The organism is Viridibacillus sp. NPDC093762, from assembly GCF_050279675.1.
Taxonomy (GTDB): domain Bacteria; phylum Bacillota; class Bacilli; order Bacillales_A; family Planococcaceae; genus Viridibacillus.
The window spans coordinates 1-1479 of sequence record NZ_JBNNUK010000053.1; the positions used below are offsets into that span (position 1 = coordinate 1).

A 1479-nucleotide genomic window follows, 5' to 3' on the forward strand; every position below is an offset into this window, starting at 1 on the left:
TGGATAGAAGTGAGTTTTATGGAACACTACTGCCCTATAAAAACCGCAAGAGTGAGCTTATCCGAACGGATCTTATTGATAGGATAGATCAGGGCAGGAACTTTAAGGAATATGCTTCTTATTTTAAGGGTCACGATTATTTAGAAGGATATGTTCTTAATCTTGAACGGCATTCGCAAAGTGAACTTGTCGAGAATTTTATTAACCTACTCAACGAATGGTTTGATTGGATATCGAAGTTTGACGAGTGGACAAAGTGGAATCGAGCAATAGAGTTTGAAGGGAAACAATATCATTCTATAGATAAAACAAAACCAATAGAGACTATTGAAATGATTACCGGCGGAGTTAAATATTTTCCTGAACCTTCAGTTTGGACAGTAAAGCTTATTCCTCAAGTGTCTTACCGTCCCTGGACTTTAACAGTACGAACGCCCGAAACCAAGTTATTTTTTTATCCCTTGAAGGAAGAGTATTTTTTGGAACCTGGCATTCCTCCTATGGAATTGATTCGTGGACACAAAGCATTAGGTGATGAAGTACGACTGAAGATAATATATCAATTGACGAAAGGTCCATCTTCTTTACAAGATTTAAGTATACAATTCAATGTTTCCAAAACAACCATTCACCATCAACTTTCATTATTGAAAGCAGCCAAATTTATTCAAGTAGACAAAGGAATTTATTCAATAAATAAAACTCAGATTAATGCTTTCTCTGATCGCCTTACTAAATTTCTTGGAGAAAATCTATAATGAAGTTTTCAAAATCTTTTCATGCACTCTGGATTGGTCAAATTGTATCTGAATTTGGTGGTGCAGCAGGCGGGATTATTAATGGTCTTCTCCTGTATGAACTTACGGGTTCAAAAGAATGGATGGCTACTATTTGGTTGGTATATTTTATTCCCTCTCTTCTCTTGCAAAGTATAAGTGCACCCTTCTTGAATCATGTTGTAAAGGAGAAAATGCTTCGAAATATTCAATTGGTACGAGGTGGAGCATACTTAATTCCACTTGTGGGGTATCTGATTGGAACAGACATTGGAATAATGATTGGATTGGTTTTGCTCCAATGTGTGTTGGGTTTGATGCAACCGATATACTCAAGTATTTCCTTTTCATTAATTCCTGAAATATGCAAGGAAGATGAACTTGTTGAAGCAAACGGTTTGTTGGACACTACACTAAGACTTATGAGCATTATCGCTCCGGGAATTACATCTTTATTACTTTTAGTTATCCCACTGCAATACCTATATATAATTTCTTCACTCATGTTTTTGGTTAGTTTTATATCACTATCAAAAATACCTGTTACGAGTATTAATAAAGTGCCAACATGGACAAAAAAGTTTTGGTGGGAAGAACTAAAAGAGGGATACAGAATTTTCTTTAGCTTCTCCTATCTACTAAGACTAACTGTACTCTCATCAACAGTTCAGTTTGCAGTAGGAGCTACAATGGTTTTAAGTAT

At 35.6% G+C, this 1479-nt stretch carries 1 protein-coding gene and 1 pseudogene; both read left to right on the forward strand.

All coding sequences use genetic code 11. From position 1 onward, the window contains the following. Positions 1-758: ArsR/SmtB family transcription factor (locus tag ACQKM9_RS21850; protein WP_427736577.1), on the forward strand; the 758-nt coding region annotated here is incomplete at its 5' end. Continuing rightward, positions 758-1479: pseudogene (locus ACQKM9_RS21855) on the forward strand (MFS transporter); the annotation flags it as partial. The gene ACQKM9_RS21850 and the pseudogene ACQKM9_RS21855, both read left to right, overlap by 1 nt.